Here is a 26,445-nt window from a genome sequence, read left to right as displayed (position 1 = left end):
ACTAGTTCCTTAAACTTGCGCCAAATACCTCCTTCAAGGTTTGTACAACCGCGTCTACCGATTGACTTACCTCTTCTTCTTTCAGGGTGCGCGATGAATGGCGGAAGGTCAAGCCCAGCGCTAAACTTTTTCGTTCAGGATCAATGCCTTTACCCTGATAAACATCAAATAGCTTCAAGTCGCTGAGATATTCACCTGCTGAGGTCTTCACCACTGCGAACACATCGGCGGCCGCAAGTTGTCGGTCAACTATTAAGGCCAAGTCGCGCCGCACTTCAGGGAAACGCGATAACTCAGCAAACTCGGGCACATTGCGCTTTAAAAGTGGCTCTTGGTCTAGCTCAAACAGGTAAACCGGATTAACAAAATCCCAGCTTGCCTGCAGACTTGGGTGTAAGGCGCCAATACGACCAATATGCAAATCGTCGCAGTACACATCGGCCGTTTGGCCGGGGTGCATAGCTACATATTTCGCCGCTTTAAACGAGATTTTGCCTGTCGTCACAGAAAGCAGGCTTTCTAAGTCGGCTTTCAAATCATAGAAGTCGACCAACTCTCCCGCTTCACTCCAACTTTCCGGCTCCCGCCGACCCATCAGTAAGGCGGCCAAGGTGGGTATTTGCTTTAACCCATCATCGGACTTCAGAAACCGCAGCCCAGATTCAAACAGGCGAATACGTGGTTGCTGACGCTTGGCATTATGCATAGCGGTTTTTATTAAACCCGGTAATAGACTGGTTCGCATAATCGACATATCAGCAGATATGGGGTTTAGCAATTCAACCCCCGCCTCGCCCTCTGACATCGCTTGATGCATTGCCGGATCGATAAAACTATAAGTAATCGCCTCTTGATAACCACGCGCCACCAATTGCTGACGAACTTGCGACATACCGCGCAGGCTCTCTGGTGCGGGGCGAATAGTGAGGGTGTCGTGAATTGGCGTTACTGGCAGACGATTGTAGCCGTAGACTCTGGCCAGCTCTTCCAACAAGTCGACTTCAATACTGATATCAAAACGCCAGCTGGGGGCCGTAACTGTCCAGCCGCCTTCAATAGCATCTACCGTCATGCCTAAGCCACGCAAGATCGACTCGACATCCTGCGTCGTCAAAGCCATACCCAGCAGTTTCTCAATGCGCTTTTCACGCAGCACAATCGGCTCTCGGGCCGGCATCTGCCCCTCTATACAGCTAACTGGCCCCGCTTCACCACCACAAATTTCAAGAATCAATGCGGTAGCTCGCTGAATTGCACGCACCGGCAGTTCAAAATCGACGCCCCTCTCAAAACGGTGAGAAGAATCAGTATGTAAACCGTAGGAACGAGCGCGACCGGCAATTTTATCTGGTGCAAAAAAAGCCGCTTCTAAAAATAAGTGTTGGGTGCCACTGGTCACAGAGGATGGCTCGCCACCCATAATACCCGCCAAGGCTAGGGGCTGCTGTGCATCGGCAATAAGCAACGCACCTTCGCGCACCGCCAACGTTTGCCCGTCAAGCAAGGTTATGGCTTCGCCCGCTTTTGCATAACGCACTGCCACGCCGCCCTGAATTTTATCTAAATCAAAGGCGTGCATCGGCTGGCCTAATTCCAGCAAGACAAAATTACTGACATCGACCACCGCGTCAATGCTACGTAAGCCGCAGCGACGGAGCTTTTCCTGCAGCCATAATGGACTTGGCTTGCTGACGTCTACATTGCGAATAACTCGGCCAACATAACGCGGGCAATCGTCTGCAGCCACCACAGTGATAGGTAGCACGTCTTCAATTGTAGAGAGCACATCAGCTACCGGCACTTCGATAAAAGCCAGCTCGCTCAATACTGCAGCCTCGCGGGCAATGCCGCGAACACTGAGGCAATCGGCGCGATTGGGAGTTAATCCCAGCTCGATCACGCTGTCATCAAGATTCAGATACTTGCGAATATCCTGCCCAACCGGAGCGTCAAGCGGCAACTCCATCAAACCATCGGACTTTTCTGCCAGACCAAGTTCTTCCTCAGCGCACAACATACCGAAGGATTCCACGCCGCGCAGCTTGGCTTTTTTAATCTTAAAATTACCAGGCAACACCGCGCCGAGACTTGCCAGCGGAACTTTAATGCCGACCCGTGCATTAGCCGCACCGCAAACGATTTGCACCTCGTCTGCGCCGTTATTAACGCGGCAAACTTGTAGTTTTTCAGCATCAGGATGGGGTTCAACTGCAACTATTTCTGCGACTACCACACCAGTAAATTCGCCGGCGACGGGGTCAATCGCATCTACTTCTAATCCCGCCATGGTCAACTGCGCCGCTAATTGCTCGGTATCTACTGCCGGGTTTACCCACTCTCGCAACCACTGCTCACTAAATTTCATATTCTTTCCATCTAAAAACTTTGGGGCAAGACACGTCTCAATACACTATCTATTACTGAAACCCGCTTACTTAAATTGAGCCAGAAAATGTAAATCATTTTCAAAGAATAATCGCAGATCATTCACCCCGTAACGCAACATCGCCAGGCGCTCGACACCTAAACCAAAGGCAAAGCCAGTAAACCGCTCCGCATCAATGTTTGAGGCTTCAAAAACACTTGGATGAACCATGCCGCAGCCCAAAATTTCTATCCACCCAGTATGACTGCACACCCGGCAACCATCGCCGCCACACATCACACACTGAATATCAACTTCTGCAGAGGGCTCGGTAAATGGGAAGTACGAGGGCCTAAAGCGGACATTTAGTTCTTTTTCAAAAAAGCTCCGCAAGAACGATTCAAGCATGCCCTTTAAATCCGCAAAGCTAGCGTCTTCGCTGATCAACAAGCCCTCTACTTGATGGAACATCGGGGTATGAGTCAGATCTGAGTCACAGCGGTAAACACGGCCAGGACAAATGAGCTTCATCGGCGGCTCGCTGCTCTCCATAAACCGCACCTGCACCGGCGAGGTATGGGTTCGTAACACCGTGGATTCATCAACGTAAAAGGTGTCGTGCATGGCCCGCGCCGGATGATGAGCCGGAATATTAAGAGCTTCAAAGTTATGGTAGTCATCTTCAATTTCAGGGCCTTCAACCACCTCAAAACCGATACTGCCAAAAAAGGCACTGATACGCTCGATAGTGCGAGTCACCGGATGTAGACCGCCAGCATGCTGGCCACGACCCGATAGCGTGACATCGATCTTTTCAGCCTCAAGACGCGCATCGACAGCGGCTTGATCTAAGCGTTGTTTAAACTCAGAGATTTGATCGGACAAGGTCGATTTAACACGATTAATCTCTGCACCGGCCGCCGGCCGCTCTTCAGCAGATAAGGCACCTAGCCCTTTTAATAGCGCAGTGATATACCCTTTCTTACCAAGATACTCCACCCGCACTTGGTCTAGTGCCTGCGCGTCTTTTGCGGCGGTAATTTTTACCGCAGCCTCAGCCGCCAAGCCTTCAAGATTTTCCATTACGCGCTCCCAATCTCTGCGCCGCTGTCACCATCAGACAAACCCTAAGGATTTAAATAATGGCGACTTAAATTAGTGTCTTAAAAACAAAATAGGGAAAGGGCACAAGCCCTTTCCCTATAGTAAAACTAAGCATAATGACCGCTACGCAACGGTCAGAAACTTTTTAAGCTAAGGCTGATTTCGCACGTTCAACGATCACAGCAAAGCTTTCTTTGTCATGTACTGCCAAATCGGCCAATACGCGACGGTCCAAAGTGATGTCAGCTTTTTTCAAGCCAGCAATCAAACGGCTATAGCTAAGGCCATTAGCACGCGATCCTGCATTGATACGGGCGATCCACAATGCGCGGAAAACACGTTTCTTGGCACGACGGTCACGGTAGGCATATTGACCTGCTTTAATTACCGCTTGTTTCGCAACGCGATAAATACGTGAACGAGCGCCGTAGTAACCTTTGGCTTGCTTTAGAATCTTTTTGTGACGACGGTGTGCGGTCACACCACGTTTTACACGGGGCATAGTATATTCCTCTTAATCTCGATGACGTTTATTAGCTTGCGCGCAACATGCGATCTACTAGAACCTTGTCCGACTTATGGACAGCACTAGTGCCGCGTAGCTGACGCTTACGTTTGGTGGTCATCTTGGTTAAGATGTGGCTTTTATGAGCGCTTTTGCGCTTATAACCGCTACCGGTTTTCTTGAAGCGTTTTGCCGCCCCGCTATGTACTTTTAACTTTGGCATCGTTAGATACTCCGCATTCTTAGTGTAAATTAAATCAAGTAGGCCCTAAGAGCTCACTACTTTTTCTTTTTCGGAGCAATAACCATGGTCAATTGACGGCCTTCCATTTTCGGAAACTGCTCTACAGCACCAAAATCCGCAAGGTCTTCTTCAACCCGCTTCAATAGCTGCATACCCAGTTCCTGGTGGGCCATCTCACGACCGCGGTAACGCAGGGTTACCTTGGCTTTATCTCCGTGTTCAAGGAAACGTGTCAGGTTGCGCAGTTTTACCTGATAGTCCCCGTCTTCCGTACCCGGCCGGAACTTAACTTCCTTAACCTGGGTTCGAACTTGGTTTTTCCGGGCCGCAGCTTGCTGCTTCTTGGCCTCGAAAACATGTTTACCGTAGTCCATGATTTTACAGACAATAGGGTCTGAATCAGTAATTTGGACCAAGTCCAGTGTCGCTTCCTGAGCGGCTTGCAAGGCTTGCGCAAGCGGAACAACGCCAACCTGGTCGCCTTCGGCGTCGATCAGGCGTACTTCACTGGCTTCAATTTCTTCGTTTATTGGCGCTCTTTTGCTGCGCCCTTTTGCGTTATCGCGTTTAATTGCTAGTTCTCCGAATTTGCGCGGCTGCGTTTAGCTACGCTGTCTGCGAGGAGTTTACTGAGATCACTAATTGCTACTGATCCCAAATCTTCGCCGCTACGTGCACGTACCGAAACAGTCTGCGTTTCCACCTCTTTGTCACCAACGACAAACAGGAAGGGTACCTTCTGAATTGTGTGCTCGCGGATTTTAAAGCCGATCTTCTCATTTCTCAAGTCCGCATCGACTCTAAAGCCACATTCTCTCAATAAATCTTGCACATTATTGACATATTGGGCCTGATTGTCGGTGATATTACAAACCACCGCCTGAACTGGCGCCAACCACACTGGAAACGCACCTTCATAATGCTCGATCAAAATACCGATAAAACGCTCAAATGAACCCAATATAGCGCGGTGTAACATCACCGGTGTTTGGCGCTGACCAGACTCATCAACATACTGAGCGCCAAGACGACCCGGCATTGAGAAATCAACCTGAATGGTGCCCAACTGCCATACCCGACCAATACAATCCTTTAAAGAGAATTCAATCTTTGGACCATAAAATGCGCCCTCACCCGGCAGCATCTCCCAAGGCAGTTCTTTGCTGTCCAATGCCAAGGCCAAGGACTGCTCGGCGCGATCCCAATCTTCATCACTACCCACACGCTGTTCAGGCCGAGTGGAAAGACGGTAGATCACCTCACTAAAGCCAAAGTCTTGATAGACCTCGTGAAGGAAATCGATAAACGAGGCAACTTCTGGCTGAATCTGCTTTTCGGTACAAAAAATATGCGCATCGTCTTGGGTAAAACCGCGCACCCGCATAATACCGTGCAGTGAACCTGAGGGCTCATTGCGATGACACGAGCCAAACTCTGCCAAACGCAGGGGTAAGTCGCGGTAGCTGCGCAAACCTTGATTGAATACTTGCACGTGGCAGGGGCAGTTCATGGGCTTAACAGCAAAATCACGCTCATCGGCGGTGAGCGTGAACATGCCGTCGCTGAATTTATCAGCGTGACCAGACTTCTCCCACAGAGATATATCTACCAGCTGCGGCGTGCGAATTTCCTGATAATCATGCTTTAGCTGCTTACCACGCATATATTGTTCTATCGCCTGATAAATACTCCAACCCTTGGGGTGCCAAAACACCATACCTGGCGCCTCTTCCTGCATATGGAAGAGATTAAGCTTTTTAGCGACTTTGCGGTGATCACGTTTTTCAGCTTCGGCAATACGGTTCAAATAGGCCTTCAGGGCTTTCTTATTGCCCCACGCCGTGCCGTAAATGCGCTGCAACATCGCATTGGCCTGATCGCCACGCCAATAGGCGCCCGCCACTTTGGTCAATTTAAATGCGTTAAGCTTGCCCGTGCTCGGCACGTGAGGACCGCGACACAAGTCCATCCAGTCGCCTTGCCTGTAAACAGAGATATCTTCGTCGCCGGGCAGGTCTTTAATGATCTCGACTTTATATTCTTCGCCCAAATCACTAAACGCCTTCACCGCCTCTTCGCGGCTCATCACCACCCGAGATACCGCCAAATCATCAGCGGACAATTCCGTCATCCGCACTTGAATTTTTTCTAAGTCTTCTGGAGTAAATGCGCGCTCATAAGCGAAATCGTAGTAGAAGCCATCGTCAATCACAGGACCGATAGTGACCTGCGCACCAGGAAATAAATCCTGCACAGCCATCGCCAATAAATGCGCGGTAGAGTGGCGAATAATATCAACACCCTCTTCATCGCGCTCGGTGATAATACCCAATTCGGCATCATCGGCAATCACAAAACTAGTATCGACTAAGGTGCCATTAACGCGACCGGCCAGCGCGGCCTTAGCCAAACCGGGACCAATGTCCATGGCGACATCCGCCACCGAAACAGGATGCTCGAAAATACGCTGACTAGCGTCAGGGAGGGTAATAACCGGCATTACACTATCCTTTCAGTGGTGACCCCTACTAAAGGCCACGTGAGTAATTGAAAACTGAGGAATTTTAGCTCACATATTATGCGGATTGCGGGACTGACCTGCAAGTCCGCCGCCCAATTAAAGCCAGCAAAGGCTGCTAAAGTTGGTATTCAATACACCTCAAAAACGTAACCACAATTGGGCCATCATCGTGAGGGAAGCGCTCTCCAATTACAAATCTTTGGACCATGCTCTCGAAGCGCGACCGATTCTCTTCAAAGTTTAAAATTGCCTGCTCCGGCGTATCCACCGTCTGGAAGAAATCCACCAACGCAGTCCGAGACACGGCAAAAACATAGCGCTTGCCGTCAGTAGACCCGACAAACTTCAGGCCGCTAAATTTACTATCCCACCAATAATTTTCTTCAAATTCCATAGCTCCTCCCAAAAGCACAAGCAATATTCATTAGCCGCGCGCGCGCGCCTGCTTATAAATCGCCATTCAGCACCACACTCGCTTCTTGCCGCCATCATAACGCACCGCCAAACCGGCATTTAACAGCTGCGCGCCCAGACTGACGCCGTCAATCCAAACCTCAGCCAGTAGCCGGAAATATTTATCACGCTCAATAAATCGCAGCTCAATGAGTTCACCTTCCCCGAGCCGAGCCACCGAGAATTGCTTGGCAGCTCTAGCGGCATCTTTTTCAGACTGACACTTACCACGCAATTCCGGCGTATCAACACCTTTAATACGCACCGGCATACTTTCACCAACCACGGCTGGCCAATCACTAATATTTACACGGAAAGTATCACCGTCATATACGGTGCGCACCGATGCCACCGTGGCAGTACCAAATTCGGCGGCGCTCAATGCCATAGCAAAAAAGCAGGCGACTGCAAAGCCGAAAGCCTTACTTAAAAATAAGCGAGTAGCTGGAGCTAACGGTGCTGGCATGATCCCGACTTTTTAGTAACTGCAAAAACGAGTCGGGCATCCGTGTTCCGAATCAAGTTAGGTGTTAAATATTCCGGCGGCGAGTATAGCAGCTTGCATAACAGAAGCGGTTAACTGAATTCCAGGTGAAACTGGCTAACCCGGGGATTTGGGCAAGGTTTGAATTTTGTGCAAGGTTTAGATTCGATGTTGGGATTAGGCACACACCGCTAACGTCGTTAGCAGTGTAGTGGGCAAACGCCAAAAAGCCGCGCTGCTCGGCAGGCCATTAATGATAAATCTGAAATCCAGCGGTGTATCTTCGGCTTGGTATAAATCGCTGCCGTCATTTAGCGACGGGGTTCACTTGCCAAATACCAAAAAGGCCCACTAATTAGTGGGCCTTTTTGGTATTTGGTAGGCACGGGCGGACTCGAACCGCCGACCCCCACCATGTCAAGGTGGTGCTCTAACCAACTGAGCTACGTGCCTATAAAGGAGGCGCATTATAATCACGCCGTTGCAGCAGTACAAGGTTTTAACCGAGTTTTATAAACCTAGCCTTCAGGTGGTGAAGAAGCGCTGCTTTATCTCAGACAATTTATCCCTAATATTCGCTGCGGCTTCAAACTCTAAGTTTTTAGCGTGTTTTTGCATGTCCTGCTCAAGTGTTTTAAGAAGCTTAGCCAACTCGGCATTAGACATTCTTTCAGCATCGAGCAAGTAGTCCCCAGAAGGTTCTGCAACTTTGCGATTATCTCCTCGCTGCTTCTTCTTGGAGCCCGGGATTACGCCGGCATCGAGAATATCCTCAACCGATTTTATAACCCCGACAGGCGTAATATTATTTTTCAGATTGTGGGCAATCTGAGTGTCACGGCGCCGCGTGGTTACATCGATGGCACGCTGCATAGATCCCGTCATGCGGTCACCGTAAAGAATTGCCTTACCATTTAAGTTTCGCGCCGCGCGGCCAATGGTTTGTATCAATGACCGCTCAGACCGTAAAAAGCCCTCTTTATCCGCATCTAAAATAGCGACTAGAGACACCTCCGGCATATCCAAGCCTTCGCGCAATAGGTTAATACCCACTAGAACATCAAACTTCCCGAGCCGGAGATCACGAATAATCTCCACCCGCTCAACGGTATCAATATCAGAGTGCAGGTAGCGAACCCTCACGCTGTGCTCATCTAAATATTCTGCCAAGTCTTCAGCCATACGTTTGGTTAGCGTGGTCACAAGCACTCGCTCGCCAACAGCGGTGCGCAAAGCGATTTCCGACAACAGGTCATCTACCTGGGTGCTCGCAGGGCGCACCTCTATCTGAGGATCAATCAAGCCTGTCGGCCTGACCACCTGCTCAACAACACGCGCAGCGTTTTCCGCTTCGTAATTACCCGGCGTTGCTGACACCAAAATAATTTGCGGAACCATGCGCTCCCACTCATCGAAGCGCATTGGCCTATTATCCAGCGCCGACGGCAGGCGAAAACCGTATTGAACCAAGGTCTCCTTTCTGGAACGGTCACCTTTATACATGGCACCTATTTGCGGAATAGTGACATGGGACTCATCAATCACTACCAGCGCATTCTCTGGCAAATAATCAAATAATGTCGGCGGCGCCTCGCCTGGATCTCGGCCAGATAAATAGCGCGAGTAGTTCTCTATACCATTGCAGTAACCGAGCTCCCGAATCATCTCGATATCGAAGCGGGTCCGCTGCTCAAGGCGCTGCGCCTCCACCAAAAGGTCATTAGTACGCAGGTGGCCTAAACGCTCAACAAGCTCCGCCTCAATAAAATCAACGGCTTTTAGCAAGGTATCGCGAGGTGTTACATAATGACTTTTAGGATATATGGTGACCCGCGGATACTTGCCGTAAGACTCACCGGTGAGTGGATCAAAGCCGGTAATGGTCTCGATTTCATCGTCGAACAACTCAACGCGTATCGCATTTTTATCGCTTTCAGCAGGAAAAATATCAATTACGTCGCCTCGCACCCGATAAGTGCCGCGCTGAAAGGCAATGTCATTTCTGGTGTACTGCAACTCCGCTAAGCGACGCAATAACTTGCGCTGATCAATCCGTTCGCCGCGCACTAGATGCAATATCATCTTAAAATACTGTTCAGGGTCACCCAAACCGTAGATCGCTGACACCGACGCCACAATAATGGCGTCACTGCGCTCCATTAACGCTTTGGTAGCGGATAATCGCATTTGCTCGATATGGTCGTTAATAGACGAGTCTTTCTCTATAAAGGTATCTGAGGCAGGAACATACGCTTCCGGCTGATAGTAATCGTAATAAGAAACAAAATACTCAACGGCGTTATTGGGGAAAAACTCTTTAAACTCACCATAAAGTTGCGCCGCCAAGGTTTTATTAGGCGCCATAATAATAGTAGGACGCTGCAGGGCTTCAATAACGTTGGCAATAGTAAAAGTTTTACCCGACCCCGTTACCCCCAGCAGCGTCTGAGCATGCAGGCCTGCGTTCACACCTTCAATTAATCCGGCAATCGCCGCTGGCTGATCACCTGCTGGCGCAAACTTTGACACAACCTGAAACGGCTTACCCATTACAAACACTCATTGCTAAACCCCCATATTAACCCGCCGCGAACATTGCAGCAAAACACTATACGATTCACCTACATACGCTAAATTGAGGAATATGTTCAGAAAATAATCAAAATAAGAAATTCTTAGCTCAGGGGTTGACGCCTCAAAGAAACATCCTTAATATGCGCGACCTCAGCTGTTAAAGCTGTTCCGCCTTAGCTCAGTTGGTAGAGCAAATGACTGTTAATCATTGGGTCGCTGGTTCGAGCCCAGCAGGCGGAGCCATACAAATGAAAGGCTTACCGAAAGGTAGGCCTTTTTTGGTTTTGAGGTAGGTGAAAGCGGTAACCGCTTCTCTCAAGCAAATACGGCTACGCTCTTCAGATTATCATCTCACAGCAATTAATTAGCGCTTTGAGAATTTCATGTGGCAAGACAGGCACCTAGCAATTTTCATATCATATTCTGCATGATATATATCACCGGGCACCTCACTCAGACCTATTAGCAACCAGTAAGTTTGACTTCAACTGGACTATCCGCGTCAATCCTAATATCTGGAAAACAACTCAATCCAGCCCGCACCGGGTCTATTTGCAAATATTTTACATTCTGGGCCTTAATATGTATGCGGTCTGTGGGCGGGATAGGTGTAGACGAAATCCACTCACGCTGGCGCCGAGCATATGGCGCTGGCTCGTGACTTCCTCCCGAGAGAACACCCGTACTTGAATTAACAGCTTCCGGCTCACCCTGCTTGGCGCCAAGACCTTCAGTGATGATATCGACTGCGCCAATAGAGAGGTCCTCGTTGTTTAATCTAATCTGCGAAACCCAATATGCTCCGCGTGGCGCGACAACCCCAGCACGGGCACTGTCCTGTTCTAGATCAACAATATAGCGCACACGCGAAGGATTGCGCTCGATACGATATTCACCTAAGAACTCGTTCGCCTGAGGATAATAATCGTACGTAGACGGCGAGAGATGATCCCAGGTTGGAAAGCTTAAAACATCATAGCGTAGACCAGCTGCATCAAGTGCTTGCACCGTAAGCTCAGTCTGCGGCAATGGCTGCAATTCATCTAAGGCAGACACCCACATCATAACTGGGACATTGTGCATGTTGGCCGTCAAGTATTCGACCGGATTCGTTGCCACCACTGGTGCGATTCGAGCAAATAGATCCGGATAGCGTGAAGCGAGCCTGAAACTGCCAATACCGCCCATTGAAATACCACTCATGGCAACCCAATCTGGATTAAGTGGGTAATATCGTGCAACGTCAGCCCAGACCTCAAAAACGTCAGCTTCGGCCATATCAATGTAAAAACCATCTGGCCCACGAGCTGCCGGCGTTATTACAATGCTGCCTGGACCCCGCTCGCCGAGCTGCTCTGCATGCCGACTACCGAGATACTGATTAAAATTGGCTGAAAGTGCATGCAATAATAGGGTTAAACCATAGCCATCCTGAGGCGGTGAGTTTCGCGGGACATAAATTGCATATGGCTGCAATTGCCCAACCAGAGGACCATCGCATTCGCCACTTGTACCAAGACCGCACTCACGTGAGTAATCAATGCCTTGTCCAAATACGAATCTACTTGCGAAAATACGATTCATATGGCCAGTGGAAGGCACTCCAGATTCGTCATTCACTCCCTTTTGAAGCTTTGCGAAATCCACTATTGCGTGGAATTTACTAATATCACCAGATGCGAGCGCATCAGCTTGTGAACGCTCCCGCCAAAAGCGAGCTTCAACTAGCGCTTGTGCAGCAGCATCGGCAATTGTTCGTCCACTCTTAGCAGTAAACTCCGGCATCGGCTCGCTGCGAAACGCCACGTTAAATAATGCCGCCCCAGAAAGTGCCGCGCCTCCTGGTGCTGTTTCATTTGCCAGCAGCCCCGGCTGAAGGTATTGACTTGATTCTATATCCCACAGGCCCACGCCGGCTGCCAAGCGCACCCTACCATCCCCTGGATTCCATAAATCGTGAGGAATAAGCACTTCTATTTGTCGTCGCTCCTGATCGACGCTGAGGGAAATATCACCGCTCAAAGGAATTGGGTTATTAGCCTCGTGTACAACTGCATGCTCGCCATGGACGGTTACGAATATCGCCGCAGGAGATCGAACAGCTGACCCGAGCGGCCAATCAACTAACGCATCAGAACCACCTAAAGCTATCGTGAACGCTACCCGTTCCGGCTCAATCATTGTATTTAATGTGATCCGAAAAGCGGTCACTTGATCTAAAGAGCGCACACGGAGCTCAACGAGATCCGCCGCATTGTTTGCGTAAACAGGGTTCGTTGGATAGGTTAACGTTCCAGCTTTTCGTGAGAAAAGATAACCTGTACTTCCGACTCCATGAGGATCATTAAAATCAGGCGTCCCAGCAGCGCCTCGATCATCAAGCAGCCAGTCCTGATAAAGGAACTCACCAGAGCGATAAGCTGTAGCACCGGATATAAGAATAGGCTGCGCCTCCCAAATACCGGAATTTTCAAGCTGAGGCGCACTTGGGTATGGCGCGTACAGAATTGGCGGACCAGGTCGCGGATTGATCTGAGACGGTAAGTTTATACTAGGCTCAATCTCTGATGGCTGAGCGTCAGCCTGCGGGCTACTACTTTTACAGCCGTGAATTGATAATACCAGCAATAAAAATACCAAATATTTAATCTTCCCAGCTCTGAATATACGCATCAAAATGTTGTCCTCCATGGACTTTAAAAACCTTTATTATTTCAACTCTGGTAATTTCGATTCGACCGTACTTATCAGACGCGCCCCTATATACGACCTATCCGCAGATAGAAAACATCAATCATCTCCCGAACAAATTCGAAACTAATACCGCGGCTAATTTTGATAACACGCGGTCACTGTGAACAAGATCATCGTTAATATGAGCAGACGACCTGAAGGACGATGCCTGAGGACAAGTCGTTGAGACTTACCCGCGAGAAAAAATTGCAGCGTGGTACATTAACATCCCGTCCAAAGGATCGCTCTCAGTTTTTATGCTCGAGGCGATCCTTCTACGTGACTACCAATGATAATTCGCCTAGACGGCGATACTCCGCGGCGCCGCTAGAAAACCATTCAGCAAAGTCACTGCAGCATTACAGTCAAATACAAAGATCTTCATAAGTTGACTGCCCCACCCTATCTAATGAGACTCAATTAGTCTCAATTAGTCTCAAAGTATTGGGCGACCTCAATAGCAGATTAAATACCGTCGCCCACAACTTCTTCGACGACTAAGCTATACTTTTGCAGGCCACCCTAACTATCACTGCGATATAATCAATGCGAAGTACATTCCTCTGGAAATCTGAAAGTGCCACTTACTCAGCCCTCATTACAATGGCGCTATTCATCAGCACATTGGTGATACTGCCCGCCAACGCAGGTCCAAACTTCAGCAATGGTCACAAGAAAATAGAGCGCGCTCTCGAGCGGGCCCAAAATGGGAATGTCGATGCGATATGGACGCAGCATAACGGCTTAGTGATTGCGATTGAAAAAGATCATTTCAACGCTAAAAACTATGCCAAATCAGTGTGTGAATTTCTGCTAGCGAATGGTTTTGCCGAAGGTAAAACCAAAATTGTCATTGCCGACAAGGATGTACTGACCAGCCAAAACCAATGGTCACAGCTGGCAGAACGAGATTGCAAATAAAACAGTTTGGCCCTTAAAAAGGCCAGACTAATGGCACAATAGATATTGTCACCACACCAACGATCACGGTCAGCGGTATACCCATTTTAAAGAAATCGCTGAAGCGGTAATCCCCGGGACCATAAACCATGAGATTGGTCTGGTAGCCGATCGGTGTCGCAAAACTTGCCGACGCCGCCATCATTAAAGTAACCGCAAACGGCAGCATACTGACATCGAGCTGGTGACTCGCTGCCAGTGCAATTGGAAATACAATCACCGCCGCGGCCAAGTTAGAAATGACCGCAGAAAATAATGTTGTTACGATGAAAATAGCCGTCAGGGTCGCTATGGGTGAACCCGCAGCTAAGCCAATGATTTGCTGGGCAATCACTGCGGCTGCCCCGGTTGATTCCAAGGACCCACCTAAGGCGATGGAAGCCGCAATTACCAATAAAATTTGCCAATCCACACTTCGGCGCGCGTCCACCGCCCGAATACAGCGTGTGGCAACCATTAGCCCCGCCGCCAGAAAAGCGGCTTTGAGCATCGACAACCAGCCAACAGCAACCACCAGCACCATGGCGATCATGATTATACCCGCGCGGCCGCGGTGCTCATGACGCACGGGGCGCGAATTTTCAATGGCACTTACCAATAAAAAATCTCGCGAATAACGCTGATTGGGAACAAAATCCTCATAGGCTTCAAGCAATAAGGTATCACCAGGCTCCAACTCCAGATCACCAATTCGACCTTTGAGTTGTTCGCCATTTCGAGAGATGGCTATAATCGCTGCACCGTAATTATTGCGGAAGCGCATCTCACGAATAATACTGCCTAAATAGGGGAAATTCGGGGAAATAACCACCTCAACCAAACAGCGTGATAAATTGTTGCCGCCAAGTTTAAAGGCTTGATCTTCCGCCAACCTAAGGCCATGGAAGTTTTTAAGATCGACAACCGAGCGGACATCACCCGCAAAAATAAGACGATCTCCCGACATTAAAATTTCCTTTGGCGACACTACTGTCATGAGACGATCATCGCGAACAATCTCGATCAAGAACATAGCCGGCAATTGCCGCAGCCCAGCTTGCTCTATCGACTGACCTATCATTGGACTATAAGGCTCAACCAGCATCTCGACAATATACTGCCGAGTATCACCAAAGCGCTCCGCGTTACCATTACTAGTTGGCAACAAATAGCGACTTGCAAAAATAGTAAACGCCAACACCAAAATAACACTGGGCAAACCCACCCAGGCCAAATCAAACATCCCCAAAGATTGATCCGGTAGCGTATCCAGCATCATGCCATTGACGACCAAGTTAGTGCTGGTACCGACTAAGGTGCAGGTACCCCCGACAATCGCAGCATAGCTCAGGGGAATCATCAGCTGCGACACAGCTAAATTATTACGCTTAGCCCAGTCCCGCACCGCAGGTATCATCATCGCCACCACGGGCGTGTTATTAAGGATCGAACTAAAAATAGCCACAGGCGTCATCAGGCGAAACTGCGCCATACGCGCTGATTTAGGGCGTCCCAGCACATTCAAAGAAATCCAACTGACAACACCGGTTTCCGACAACGCCTGGGCAATAATAAACAGCACCCCGACGGTGACCATACCCTCATTCGCCATACCCGCTAACGCTTCTTTAGGCGACAACACTCCGAGCAGCAGTAACACTACGACCCCACCGCACAAGATCATATCTGGTGGCTGGCGGGTAAAAACTAAAGTCAGCAGGCACGCTGCAATAACACTAAGGGCGATCCACGCGTCGATAGTAAACATTTTATGCAGACAAGCTCCGGAAAAACTCTTGGAATCGCTCAAGAAAATCATTTAGGCAACTCAGCGGTAAATCATTAATACCCGCTGCGGCGGCTCGGCCACCGCCAGTAGGAAACTGCCGGCAAAACTCATCAGCGCCACGCTTATTATTTAGCGGCGCCCGAATACTTACAAGATAGTTACCATTATTTTTCTCTGTCAGCACTGCGTGCGCACGATCGGGGAAATCGTTAGCCAGATCATTACTGTAGACACCACTAACACGCCTTGCCCAGCGCTCATCAGGAAGTATAAATACGGCACTTATCTGATCACAATGCACCGACGGCAATTGACTCGCCGCGCGCATATCGTTGATATAACCCTCTTCCAATTGTGAAAAAGTATCCGCGGCCTCTTTCATAAATTGACGCGGACTCGCAAATGACGCAATGCGACGATACAATTCAGCGGGGTCAAAATGAAGGTCATCAATACTGGCGCCGTAACCATTATAATTGAGGTAGATACCCAAGTTTTCTAGCTGCTGCAATTCGCCATCACTTAACGCTAGGGTTTTAGCAAGCGCCATTGCACTGTTGCGAAGGTTGTCGCCAAATGCACCGACCACTGCCCACTCAGCAAACTGCCCCTTCAACATACCGTTAACTAGTAGACTGGTGCACACATCTGCTGCCGGATTGATGTTCACCGTTAAATTATTATGCTCAGGGATTTCACCAGCGAAGTGGTGATCAATATAAACCACTTCGGCACCGGCTTTTAATACCGCGCTTAAGCCATCACGATTTTTATCCAGAGACACATCGAGCACGGTCACTTGGTCACCGGCTTGCGCCGTAACACGGTCAAGTAAATTAATATCGCGTTTTACACCGGTAACAAGCACGCTGTCCTGTGGGTTCGCATTACGCAACTGAACTAGGGCGCACAAGCCATCTGCGTCGCCATTAAAAACATCAATCACTACCATTAATTTTATTTACCTATTTTTAAAAATCTATTAGATCTGCAATCAATAACCAAGTGTTGCATTAATCTGCTTCAACGCCGCCAAAGGATCTTCACTGCGAGTAATAGGACGACCAATAACCAGATAATTACTGCCCATCGTCATCGCCTCAGTTGGCGTTGCTACTCGTTGCTGGTCACCCAAGGCACTGCCTTGCGGACGAATGCCCGGTGTCACCAGCAAGAAATTATCTGGGATTAACCCTCGTAACACCGACACTTCTTGCGCCGAGCACACCACACCATCCAAGCCACATTCTGACGTCAACATCGCTAACCGGCTGACTTGTGCTAGCGCATTATCATGCACTCCAATGTTAATCAGCTCATCGCTGTGCATTGATGTTAATACTGTCACGGCAATAAGTAGCGGCGCATCTTTACCAAACGGCTGCAATGCGTTCTTAGCGGCCGACATCATCTTCCCACCACCAGACGCATGAACATTAACCATCCACACGCCCAAGTCTGCGGCAGCAGCCACTGCCGCCGCAGTAGTATTGGGAATATCGTGAAATTTTAAATCTAAAAAAACCTCAAAATCACGGCGTTGCAGGTCTCGCACCACCTCCGGTCCATATAAGGTAAAAAGCTCTTTGCCCACTTTCAAGCGACATAGGGATGGATCAAGCTTGTCTACCAAGGCATCAAGTTCTGAGCGCACAGCAAAGTCTAGCGCTATAATTAGCGGCGGTTTCTTAATCATAATCTTACTTCAATCACCGTGGATTCCACGTAGTGGCGCAATGGTACCCCACTGCTCACAGCTGGGACACAGCCAGTGCAGCTTTTGCCCAGAAAAACCGCAATGCCGGCAGCGATACGTCGGCCGCTCTACCTTAAGCAAATCCAATAATTGCCGAACTAAGGCGAGACTTTGCTGATGCTCACCGCCTGACCGCTCAAGCACCGCTGACAATAATCCTAATGTCGGACGTTGCATCGCGGCATCATACAAATAAGCCACTGCCGATTTCTGACCCTCGCGCTCCGCAATGACCATCGCACACTCAATAATAAACGCGGTGCTATCAGCCTTAGCTGACATACGTTGCAGCGCATCTAAGTACGCGGTTTTATTACTAAGCCCTGCAAAGGCCTCACGAAAAAGGGGTAGTACCTCACTGGCAAATACCGGCTGATGCTCAATCACTGACTGCAGAAGATTTAAAGCCTGCAGTGAATTATTTCGAGTTATTTCTAGGCCTGCCAATAATAAATACGCACGGACGTTACCTGCATCAAAGTGGCGCGCGAGCTGCAATTCTTTAGCGGCCGCCCTAGTATCATTATTGGCAAGCAAGGGCTGCGCTTTCTGGCAGTGGTAATGGCTTAAGGAACACTTTACTGCCTGCTCTCCCGCACTGGGGGCCACCGACTTTTTAAGCCAGCTACGCTGGGGCAAACGTAAGTGCGCCACTGCGATCGCTTGATCCCACTCTTTTTCACTCTGATAGATGTTTTGCAAAAGCGCTAATGCATCGGCGCGATACATTGCTGATTCATCGACAACATCGCGAAGCAGACGCTCAGCCCGATCTAGCAAACCCGCGGATATATAATCTCTGGCAAGCTCAAGGTGAACTTGATACAGCTTATCTTTGGGTAAACTGGGTCGTGACAATAAATTTTGATGAATACGAATTGCGCCATCAACCTCACCCTTACTGCGCATTAAATTGCCTAACGACAAATGAGTGGGAAGCGTTTCTATATTGACTGGCAATTCGTTGATCACAGTCATAACAGCGGCATCGGCTTGCTCGCCAAGCAAATAATTCAAGCCCTTGTAATAGGAGCTTTCATTGCTATTACTGCTGCGGTCCTTTCTCGGGCGATACCAATACCCAAGCAACCAGGCGCTGGCCACTGCCACAAGAATTAATAATAGTTGAACTAGTTCCCCACTCATTCCAAGCTAGCTACCTGTCAGCTTGCTTCTTTCGAACTTGGCTTTCTGAGCATTCAAAAGACGACGAGAGCGGAGCCGCGAAGCCTGCAAGCGCAAAATAACAAGGGAGCTAGCAGCCAATCCGGCAAGACCACCAAGGAAGAAGGACAATATAATCCAAGTCGACAGACGTTGAGCAGGAAGCTCAGCAACCAGCACATTCAAAGGCACCAGCACGTCATTTTGAATAGTAAACAATAGCCCAACAGCTAAGACGAGGAGCAGTAATAACAATACTAAAATTGAGCGGATCAGACGCATCTAACCTTTCCAAAAAAAAACGGCATGATCAGTGACCATACCGTTTCTGTCATCATAACGCTAGTAGCTGCGAAAGCTACGTGCCTGACTGCAGGCTCAAATTTACACGTTCACGCAACTCTTTACCGGGCTTAAAATGTGGCACATATTTACCGGGCAACTCCACAGTTTCACCTGTCTTGGGATTGCGCCCCATTCGGGGTTCACGGTAATGCAGAGAAAAGCTACCAAACCCTCGAATCTCTATGCGATCACCGGTAGCCAAAACCGTCGACATATGTTCGATCATGGTTTTAACTGCCAATTCAACGTCCTTATGAGACAGCTGAGGCTGACGTTCGGTAATCAATTCTATTAATTCAGATTTGGTCATTGCTTGTTCCAGTTGTTTCCAACAATCAAGCCTAGCTTAGCATTTTTTTGCATATAAGCCAGATAGTTACGGGCATTTAGTACAACTAAATGCCCGTAACTATAACCCAGACAAAGACCTTAGTCTTTATTTTCCATCTGAGCTTTGATCAAGTCGCCGATAGTTGCAGGAGCTGCCGCTTCGACTTCTTTCTCACGTAGTGACTTAACGGCTTCTTTCTCGTCGTCAAAGTCCTTGGCTTTAATAGACAAGGTCATGGCGCGATTTTTCCGATCTACACTGATGATCTTAACTTCAACAGCATCGCCCACTTTCAAGACATTACGCGCATCTTCCACTTTGTCACGGCTGATTTCAGACGCTTTTAGCACGCCTTCAACTTCTTCACTCAGCACAACGATTGCGGCTTTTGCATCAACTTCTTTAACAACGCCATTAACAATAGCGCCTTTGTCATTTTCAGCGACGTAGTTAGAGAACGGGTCGTCTTCAAGCTGTTTAACACCTAAAGAAATACGCTCACGCTCGGGGTCAATCGACAAAATCACAGTCTCGATCTCGTCACCTTTCTTGAACTTACGCACGGCTTCTTCGCCGGTTTCGTTCCAAGAAATATCTGACAAGTGAACCAGACCGTCGATGTTGCCATCTAGACCAATGAAGATACCGAAGTCAGTAATAGACTTGATAGCGCCTTTAATCTTGTCACCTTTAGTGAACTGACCACCAAATGCATCCCACGGGTTCTGCTGGCACTGTTTAATACCAAGAGAAATACGACGACGTTCTTCGTCGATATCCAAAATCATCACTTCCACCTCATCGCCAACTTGAACGACTTTAGATGGGTGAATGTTTTTGTTTGTCCAATCCATTTCAGAAACGTGAACCAGACCTTCAACACCTTCTTCAATCTCAGCGAAGCAGCCGTAGTCAGTTAGGTTAGTAACCTTAGCTTTAACACGTGAGTTCTCTGGGTAACGTGCTTTGATAGCAACCCAAGGATCTTCACCAAGTTGTTTCAGACCTAGCGATACACGATTGCGCTCGCGGTCGAACTTAAGAATACGCACGTCAATTTCTTGACCCACTTCAACGATTTCACTTGGGTGCTTAATACGCTTCCAAGCCATATCGGTGATGTGCAACAGGCCGTCGATACCACCCAGATCTACGAAAGCACCGTAGTCGGTCAGATTTTTAACGATACCTTTAACAACCATACCTTCTTGTAACGATTCCAGCAGCGCTTCGCGCTCTTCGCTGTTTACGCTCTCAAGAACGGCGCGACGAGAAACAACAACGTTGTTGCGTTTCTGGTCCAGTTTAATGACCTTGAATTCAAGCTCTTTGCCTTCTAGGTGCGCAGTATCGCGAACCGGACGAACGTCAACCAGTGAACCGGGCAGGAAGGCACGGATACTGTTGATGTCGACAGTAAAACCACCTTTAACCTTGCCGTTAATGATACCGACAACCGTTTCTTCAGCTTCATACGCTGCTTCAAGGGTAGTCCACGCTTCAGCGCGCTTGGCCTTCTCACGTGACAGTTTGGTCTCACCGAAGCCGTCTTCTACCGACTCCAGAGCAACCTGAACTTCGTCACCGATAGCCAGATTCAATTCACCGTTCTCATTCAGGAACTGCTCGCGAGGAATAACACCCTCTGATTTCAGCCCAGCGTGAACGGTAACCCAATCACTGTCGATATCGATAACAACGCCGGTTACGATTGAACCGGGTTTCATATCAATGGTTTTTAAACTTTCTTCAAATAGATCAGCAAAGCTCTCGCTCATTAGTCATTACCTGAGTATTTAGTAGTGGCAACGCCACCGTATCGCCGTATATCCAGCTTACACGGGTCAATTCATATTGCCTCAATACAACGCCAGCTGGTATTTGCGCTGTTTGCGACGGTTTTTGGCTAGCCTGTTTTAAGGGCTAACAAGTCGAGCATTAACTTGCGCCAATACTCGGTTAAACACTTCTTCTATCCCCAAACCACTGCTATCAATCTGCACAGCGTCGTCTGCGGGCTTTAATGGAGCCAATTCGCGCTCGGAATCACGCTTGTCACGCGCGCGTATCTCCACTAAAAGGGTCGCGAGATTAACATCATCACCCTTTGATTTCAACTGATTGTAACGCCGTTCGGCCCGTTCCTCGGCACTTGCGGTTAAGAATATCTTGACCGCAGCATGGGTAAAAACAACTGTGCCCATGTCACGGCCATCGGCAACCAACCCTGGGGCCTGAGCAAAATCTCGTTGACGACCCAATAAAGCACTGCGTACCGCTGGCAATACTGCGACTTTTGACGCCAACATGCCGGTGTTTTCCGTGCGCAAATCACCGCTAACATCCACGCCCTCCAATAGCACGCTGGTTGGCTCACCCACTTCACCAGCAACAAATTCAACATCTAAATGTGCCGCCAGCTTAGCTATGGCGGCTTCGTCATCAAGCGCAAATCCATGCTTATCGGCCGCCATACCCACTAGGCGATACAGCGCGCCGCTATCTAACAAATGCCAACCCAGATGTCTCGCTAATTTTTGACATAGCGTGCCCTTACCAGAACCACTGGGACCATCTATTGCAATAACCGCCGCTGCGGTTAAATTCATCTCACTCATTCCTGCACTTCTATATTCATACCCAGACCGGCAGCCAAGCTCACAAAGTTAGGGAAAGAGGTTGCCACATTATCGCAACCCCGCACTCGAATCGGGTCGCTAGCGCGCAGCGAGGCCACCGCAAACGACATCGCAATACGATGATCGTGATGACTGTCTATCGTTGCACCGGTAATTTGTCCGCCCTGTATCACTATGCCATCCTCTGTTGGCACCGCACTGATGCCCATGGCTTGCAAACCATCTGCCATCACCTGGATACGATCACTTTCCTTAACCCGCAACTCTTCGGCGCCGGTAAGTACTGTTTGACCTTTTGCGCAGGCAGCAGCCACAAACAGTACCGGAAACTCATCAATAGCTAAAGGCACTTGATCTTCTGGAATATTGATACCGTTGAGCTGGGCATGACAAATACGGATATCGGCAACCGGTTCGCCGCCCACTTCCCGCTCATTGAATACGGTGATATCACCACCCATGGCGCGCAAAATATTAATCACACCAACTCGGGTAGGATTAATACCCACGTGCTCCAAGGTTAAATCGGCATTAGGGGTAATACTCGCCGCCACCATAAAGAATGCCGCCGAAGAAATATCAGCGGGAACATCAATATGAACAGCGCTTAGCCGACCGCCCCCTTTTAGCTTCGCTACCGGGCCATCGACCTCAACCTGATAACCAAAGCCACGCAGCATACGCTCACTATGATCACGGGTTGGCGCAGGCTCGGTAGTAGTAGTTTCACCATCGGCATACAAACCTGCAAGCAAAACGCAGGACTTCACCTGAGCACTTGCCATCGGCAACACATAATCAATCGCCTTCAACGATCGACCTCCACGCAGGGTCAGCGGTGGACGACCGCCCTCTGCGGTTTCTACCAGCGCTCCCATTTCTCGCAGCGGCTTGGCCACACGCTCCATCGGGCGTTTACTCAATGACACATCACCTGTCATCGTCACATCAAATTTTTGCCCAGCCAACAAGCCTGCCAACAGGCGCATCGAGGTACCGGAATTGCCGACGTACAGCTCGCCGACCGGCGCTTTAAGGCCGTCGCGCCCCACACCATGAATGACAACACGACCATTTTCCGGACCTTCAATCTCCACACCCATTGCCCGCAGGGCATTGAGCGTAGACAAGGCATCATCACCCTCAAGAAAGCCGTCTACGGTAGTCACGCCGTCAGCAATCGCGCCCAACATAATAGAGCGATGTGAGATTGATTTATCGCCAGGGACACGGGCTGTACCGCGCATTTGACCACCGGCTTGCAACAGAAAATCCACAATAAGAGTCTCTTTAATTTAATCAGAAGGATAGGAATTTACGATGACGGAGACTTTTTTTCACGGGTGAGATACTGCCCCAAAAAATGTTCATCACGAGCGTGCTTAGCGCGATCGAAGCTTGCAAAAATAGCATCGCCGTCACCGTCTGCAATCGCTTTGCGAACCAGATCTAAATGCGAGCTAAACGCATCAATACCTTGCAATATTGCATCGCGATTCGCCAAAGCAATGTCGTGCCACATAGTCGGGTCACTAGACGCAATGCGCGTAAAGTCCCGAAAACCGCCCGCCGCAAATTTAAAAATATCGGCCGCAGCGCCATTCTGCGCCAGCGCGTCCACCAAGGTGTAAGCAAGAACGTGGGGAAGATGGCTGGTGGCGGCGAGCACGGCATCGTGCTCTGCAACGTCCATACACACCACTTCTGCCCCACAGGCCTCCCACATTGCCTGAATGAGAGACAAGGCCGAATCAGACGTATTTGCCAAGGGCGTTAATATCACCCGATGATCGAGAAATAAGTCGACTGCCGACGCCTCAACGCCGCTTTGCTCGGAACCCGCAATGGGATGACCAAGCACAAAATTAGGCGGCACCTGACCAAAAATTCCTTCCGCCGCCCGCTGAATATTACCTTTCACACTCGCAACATCGGTGACCACCATATTCGGCGTCATCAATGGCGCCAATTCCGCCATAACTTTTTCGGCGACCAGAGTCGGCGTGGCGATCACCACTACGTCAGCACCGGCAACCGCCTCGGCCATATCAAGCGTGTAGGAATCGATTACCCCTAGCTGCAAACCGCGCTCAAGTGATTCAGTGCGCCGCCCCGTGGCGACAACTTCACCAACTGCACCTTGGGCCTTGAGTGCCTTGGCCAAAGACCCACCCATAAGGCCGAGGCCGATAATGGTCAGCTTATTAATCAAGACAGCCCTCATCTATTGACTTGCGCAGGGCAATGAGAAATCGAGCATTTTCATGTTCCAAACCAATTGAAACTCGCAAATGTTTCGGCATTTGATAAACGCCGACCGGCCTGACGATAACGCCCTCACGCAAAAGCGCTTGGTAAACCGGCAGGGCATCACAGGGTAGCTCCACTGCTACAAAATTACCTACTGAGGGAATATACGCCAAACCTAGTTCATTAAAACCAGCGCACAACTGCGCCATACCGGCACTATTCACCTGCCGACTACGGCGTAAATAATCGTGATCATCTAGCACTGCAAGCGCTGCTGACATGGCGGGAATATTGACATTGAAAGGTGCCCGCACACGGTTTAGCAAATCGGTAATTTCCGGACTACTTATCCCATAACCAATCCGCAGCCCGGCTAAGCCATAGGCCTTTGAAAACGTACGAGTCACAATAACATTGGGGTATTGAGCCAGAAAGCCTAAACCATCGGGAAAATCGTCAACCTCGGCGAATTCGACGTAGGCCTCATCAAGCACCACAATTACACGCTCGGGGACCTTAGCCAAAAACGCACTAACAGCGTCGCTATCAAGATAATTTCCGGTAGGGTTATTCGGGTTGGCAATAAAAACTACTTTGGTATCAGGCTCGATAGCCGCTGCCATCGCGACTAAGTCATGTCCCCAATTTTTAGCTGGCGTAATAATAGCGCGAGCGCCCGCAGCTTGGACCGCAATAGGATAGACAATAAAAGCGTGTTGCGAAAATACGGCGGAACTACCCGCACTTAAAAAAGTACGAGCAATTAGATCGAGGACATCATTGGAGCCATTACCAAGCGTAAATTGCTTTGCGGTAACTCCCAATTTTGCGGCGAGCTTTTTCTTGAGTTCAAAACCGCTAGCGTCGGGGTAAAGGTGCATTTGTTTTAATGCAGTCTGGGCAGCAGCCATCGCCACTGACGACGGTCCCAACGGGTTCTCGTTACTCGCCAGTTTAACGACATTATCCAAGCCCAACTCACGCTGTAACTCTTCAATAGGTTTACCAGGTTGATAGGGATGCAAACCCTGAACGCCAACATTTGCCAGCGCAAACACATCACACGTCACTTACTTGCCCTCACTTTAAACCCAACAACATTGCTAAATAGCCGCCTTGGGATAAGAACCCAACACCTTAAACATAATGGAATGCTGCTCAATATCATTGAGAATATCAATAATTTTACTATCGTCGCGATGACCTTCAAATTCGATAAAGAAGACATAGGTCCACGGCTCGGTGCGCGATGGTCGCGTATCGATACGCGTGAGCATCACGTTTGCTTTTTGAAACGGTTCTAGCAACTTAAACAAGGCGCCAGGACGATTACGCGCAGAGACCACCAAAGAAGTTTTATCACTTCCGCTGGCAGCCACATCTTCGCGACCAATAATTAAAAAGCGCGTGGTATTGTCCGGCTGATCTTCAATATTCGCCGCCAATTGCAATAAGCTGTACTGCTGCTCAGCCATATCTCCAGCAACTGCGGCAACACCTTCTTCTTCTGCCGCCATCCGCGCGGCTTCGCCGTTGCTGCTAACCGCTGCGCGCTCCACTCCGGGGAAATGTGCATCCAACCACTTGCGACTCTGCGCCAATGCTTGCTGATGCGCGCAGATACGGGTTATCGGTGTATCTTTACCGCCTTTACCCACCAACAAGTTCAGGCGAATACGCAATTCCAGCTCACCACAAATCTTCAGTGGAGAATTAATAAAGGCATCTAAGGTGTTAGAAACCATGCCTTCGGTGGAGTTCTCTACCGGCACCACGCCGTAATGACACTGACCATTGGCAACTTTTAAAAACACTTCATCGATTGATGATTGCGGAACACTAACCACAGCATGGCCAAAATGCTTTAGCGCCGCAGCTTGACTGAATGTACCCAGCGGTCCCAAGTAAGCAACTTCCATGGGCTTTTCTAAGGCCAAGCACGCCGACATAATTTCGCGAAAAATAAACGCTACAGTGTCATCGGCTAGGGGGCCTTTATTTGCCGCCTTCACTCGCGACAGCACCTGTGCTTCACGCTCGGGACGATAAAACAATAATTGCTGCGAGCTACTACTATCAGCATTAGATTCAAACTGCCGCGCCGCGGCAAACTCCCGCAACTTAACCTCGGCCACCTGCTTGGCGCAGCTGGCACGACGATTGAGCAGATCGTGAATCTGCGTATCGATGCTATCGATGCTTTGACGTAAATCATCAAGATTTACCGGCGGCGTGTTGGATTCGCTCAT

At 49.3% G+C, this 26,445-nt stretch carries 23 protein-coding genes and 2 tRNA genes; 2 read left to right on the top strand and 23 right to left on the bottom strand.

The annotated features are described in order from the left end of the window. Nucleotide 1: 1 nt before the first annotated feature. The 10 genes from pheT to uvrB all read right to left on the bottom strand — a co-directional run bounded on the left by pheT (nucleotide 2) and on the right by uvrB (nucleotide 10,226). Nucleotides 2-2,365, bottom strand: a complete 2,364-nt coding sequence (pheT, locus tag ACI955_RS00340) for a phenylalanine--tRNA ligase subunit beta (RefSeq protein ID WP_415241743.1) — start codon at nucleotides 2,363-2,365, stop codon at nucleotides 2-4. Nucleotides 2,366-2,431: 66 nt separating this feature from the next. Then, on the bottom strand, nucleotides 2,432-3,448 hold the full coding sequence (gene pheS, locus ACI955_RS00335; RefSeq protein WP_415241742.1) for a phenylalanine--tRNA ligase subunit alpha: 1,017 nt from the start codon (nucleotides 3,446-3,448) through the stop codon (nucleotides 2,432-2,434). Nucleotides 3,449-3,614: 166 nt separating this feature from the next. Then, nucleotides 3,615-3,971 carry a 50S ribosomal protein L20 gene (rplT, locus tag ACI955_RS00330; RefSeq protein WP_368376402.1) on the bottom strand — a complete coding sequence of 119 codons (357 nt, stop codon included), beginning with the start codon at nucleotides 3,969-3,971 and terminating at the stop codon, nucleotides 3,615-3,617. A gap of 31 nt (nucleotides 3,972-4,002) precedes the next feature. Then, nucleotides 4,003-4,197, bottom strand: a complete 195-nt coding sequence (gene rpmI / locus ACI955_RS00325; RefSeq protein ID WP_368376403.1) for a 50S ribosomal protein L35 — start codon at nucleotides 4,195-4,197, stop codon at nucleotides 4,003-4,005. 56 nt (nucleotides 4,198-4,253) lie between these two features. Then, entirely contained in the window at nucleotides 4,254-4,790 is a 537-nt protein-coding gene (gene infC / locus ACI955_RS00320) for a translation initiation factor IF-3 (RefSeq protein ID WP_415241887.1), read from the bottom strand. A 2-nt stretch (nucleotides 4,791-4,792) separates the two neighbouring features. Beyond that, a complete protein-coding gene (thrS, locus tag ACI955_RS00315) occupies nucleotides 4,793-6,718 on the bottom strand; it encodes a threonine--tRNA ligase (RefSeq protein WP_415241741.1) in 1,926 nt (641 codons plus the stop codon). Between the two features lie 136 nt (nucleotides 6,719-6,854). After that, nucleotides 6,855-7,133, bottom strand: a complete 279-nt coding sequence (locus ACI955_RS00310) for a DUF1488 family protein (protein ID WP_415241740.1) — start codon at nucleotides 7,131-7,133, stop codon at nucleotides 6,855-6,857. Nucleotides 7,134-7,199: 66 nt separating this feature from the next. After that, nucleotides 7,200-7,658: a thermonuclease family protein gene (locus tag ACI955_RS00305; RefSeq protein ID WP_415241739.1), complete on the bottom strand. Its 459-nt coding sequence runs from the start codon at nucleotides 7,656-7,658 to the stop codon at nucleotides 7,200-7,202. 394 nt (nucleotides 7,659-8,052) lie between these two features. Next, a tRNA-Val gene (locus ACI955_RS00300) sits at nucleotides 8,053-8,129 on the bottom strand. A 72-nt stretch (nucleotides 8,130-8,201) separates the two neighbouring features. After that, on the bottom strand, nucleotides 8,202-10,226 hold the full coding sequence (uvrB, locus tag ACI955_RS00295; RefSeq protein ID WP_415241738.1) for an excinuclease ABC subunit UvrB: 2,025 nt from the start codon (nucleotides 10,224-10,226) through the stop codon (nucleotides 8,202-8,204). Nucleotides 10,227-10,417: 191 nt separating this feature from the next. Here uvrB and ACI955_RS00290 point away from each other — a divergent pair. Further along, a tRNA-Asn gene (locus ACI955_RS00290) sits at nucleotides 10,418-10,493 on the top strand. A gap of 219 nt (nucleotides 10,494-10,712) precedes the next feature. Here the strand turns inward: ACI955_RS00290 and ACI955_RS00285 are convergent. Then, nucleotides 10,713-12,923 (bottom strand): alpha/beta hydrolase-fold protein, encoded by a 2,211-nt coding sequence (locus tag ACI955_RS00285; RefSeq protein ID WP_415241737.1) that lies wholly within the window; start codon nucleotides 12,921-12,923, stop codon nucleotides 10,713-10,715. A 606-nt stretch (nucleotides 12,924-13,529) separates the two neighbouring features. Between ACI955_RS00285 and ACI955_RS00280 the strand changes: the two genes are divergently transcribed. Continuing rightward, complete coding sequence (locus ACI955_RS00280) at nucleotides 13,530-13,904, top strand: hypothetical protein (RefSeq protein ID WP_415241736.1); 375 nt, start codon at nucleotides 13,530-13,532, stop codon at nucleotides 13,902-13,904. A 13-nt stretch (nucleotides 13,905-13,917) separates the two neighbouring features. Here the strand turns inward: ACI955_RS00280 and ACI955_RS00275 are convergent, their stop codons facing one another. The 12 genes from ACI955_RS00275 to pheA form a co-directional block, all read right to left on the bottom strand. After that, entirely contained in the window at nucleotides 13,918-15,690 is a 1,773-nt protein-coding gene (locus tag ACI955_RS00275) for an SLC13 family permease (protein ID WP_415241735.1), read from the bottom strand. Between the two features lies 1 nt (nucleotide 15,691). Continuing rightward, nucleotides 15,692-16,663 (bottom strand): DHH family phosphoesterase, encoded by a 972-nt coding sequence (locus tag ACI955_RS00270; protein ID WP_415241734.1) that lies wholly within the window; start codon nucleotides 16,661-16,663, stop codon nucleotides 15,692-15,694. A 42-nt stretch (nucleotides 16,664-16,705) separates the two neighbouring features. Then, nucleotides 16,706-17,407: an orotidine-5'-phosphate decarboxylase gene (pyrF, locus tag ACI955_RS00265; RefSeq protein WP_415241733.1), complete on the bottom strand. Its 702-nt coding sequence runs from the start codon at nucleotides 17,405-17,407 to the stop codon at nucleotides 16,706-16,708. 9 nt (nucleotides 17,408-17,416) lie between these two features. Next, a complete protein-coding gene (locus ACI955_RS00260; protein WP_415241732.1) occupies nucleotides 17,417-18,613 on the bottom strand; it encodes a lipopolysaccharide assembly protein LapB in 1,197 nt (398 codons plus the stop codon). A 6-nt stretch (nucleotides 18,614-18,619) separates the two neighbouring features. Then, nucleotides 18,620-18,913, bottom strand: coding sequence for a LapA family protein (locus ACI955_RS00255; RefSeq protein WP_368376418.1), 294 nt, complete (start codon nucleotides 18,911-18,913; stop codon nucleotides 18,620-18,622). Nucleotides 18,914-18,989: 76 nt separating this feature from the next. Continuing rightward, entirely contained in the window at nucleotides 18,990-19,286 is a 297-nt protein-coding gene (gene ihfB, locus ACI955_RS00250) for an integration host factor subunit beta (protein ID WP_103685775.1), read from the bottom strand. Nucleotides 19,287-19,405: 119 nt separating this feature from the next. Beyond that, complete coding sequence (rpsA, locus tag ACI955_RS00245; protein ID WP_415241731.1) at nucleotides 19,406-21,085, bottom strand: 30S ribosomal protein S1; 1,680 nt, start codon at nucleotides 21,083-21,085, stop codon at nucleotides 19,406-19,408. A gap of 138 nt (nucleotides 21,086-21,223) precedes the next feature. Beyond that, complete coding sequence (gene cmk, locus ACI955_RS00240; RefSeq protein ID WP_415241730.1) at nucleotides 21,224-21,916, bottom strand: (d)CMP kinase; 693 nt, start codon at nucleotides 21,914-21,916, stop codon at nucleotides 21,224-21,226. A 5-nt stretch (nucleotides 21,917-21,921) separates the two neighbouring features. Next, entirely contained in the window at nucleotides 21,922-23,223 is a 1,302-nt protein-coding gene (gene aroA, locus ACI955_RS00235) for a 3-phosphoshikimate 1-carboxyvinyltransferase (RefSeq protein ID WP_415241729.1), read from the bottom strand. A 38-nt stretch (nucleotides 23,224-23,261) separates the two neighbouring features. Further along, nucleotides 23,262-24,158 carry a prephenate dehydrogenase/arogenate dehydrogenase family protein gene (locus ACI955_RS00230; RefSeq protein ID WP_415241728.1) on the bottom strand — a complete coding sequence of 299 codons (897 nt, stop codon included), beginning with the start codon at nucleotides 24,156-24,158 and terminating at the stop codon, nucleotides 23,262-23,264. After that, nucleotides 24,151-25,266, bottom strand: coding sequence for a histidinol-phosphate transaminase (hisC, locus tag ACI955_RS00225; protein WP_415241727.1), 1,116 nt, complete (start codon nucleotides 25,264-25,266; stop codon nucleotides 24,151-24,153). Before hisC ends, ACI955_RS00230 begins: the two co-directional genes overlap by 8 nt. A gap of 33 nt (nucleotides 25,267-25,299) precedes the next feature. Further along, nucleotides 25,300-26,445, bottom strand: a complete 1,146-nt coding sequence (pheA, locus tag ACI955_RS00220; RefSeq protein WP_415241726.1) for a prephenate dehydratase — start codon at nucleotides 26,443-26,445, stop codon at nucleotides 25,300-25,302.

It is taken from the genome of Zhongshania sp., assembly GCF_047636175.1.
Taxonomy (GTDB): Bacteria; Pseudomonadota; Gammaproteobacteria; order Pseudomonadales; family Spongiibacteraceae; genus Spongiibacter.
This window is presented reverse-complemented; position numbering and strand designations above follow the sequence as displayed.